1 protein-coding gene is annotated in these 298 nt (G+C 59.7%); it reads left to right on the top strand.

The genetic code is table 11. From position 1 onward, the window contains the following. Window positions 1-298: ABC transporter substrate-binding protein (locus BK665_RS33605; RefSeq protein ID WP_259699686.1), on the top strand; the 298-nt coding region annotated here is incomplete at both ends.

Here is a 298-nt window from a genome sequence, read left to right as displayed (position 1 = left end):
CGGAAGGCTTCGATATGGGCCAGTACACGACTGCAGTCACAGCCGATGCGGTGGCCGAAACCATCTTCAATCGCCTGGCAGACTTCAAGCCCGGCACCACCGAAGTGGTTCCGGCACTGGCCGACTCCTGGGACATCAGCGAAGACGGTCTGACCTATACGTTCCACCTGCGCAAAGGCGTCAAGTTCCACACCACCGAATACTTCAAGCCGACCCGCGGCATGAATGCCGACGACGTGGTCTGGAGCTTCCAGCGCAAGCTGGACCCGAATCACCCATGGCACAAACTGTCGAGCGT

Source organism: Pseudomonas frederiksbergensis, from assembly GCF_003732665.1.
Lineage (GTDB): Bacteria > Pseudomonadota > Gammaproteobacteria > Pseudomonadales > Pseudomonadaceae > Aquipseudomonas > Aquipseudomonas frederiksbergensis_G.
Note: the sequence above shows the minus strand (reverse complement) of the source record. Positions and strands in the feature narration are given on the sequence as shown.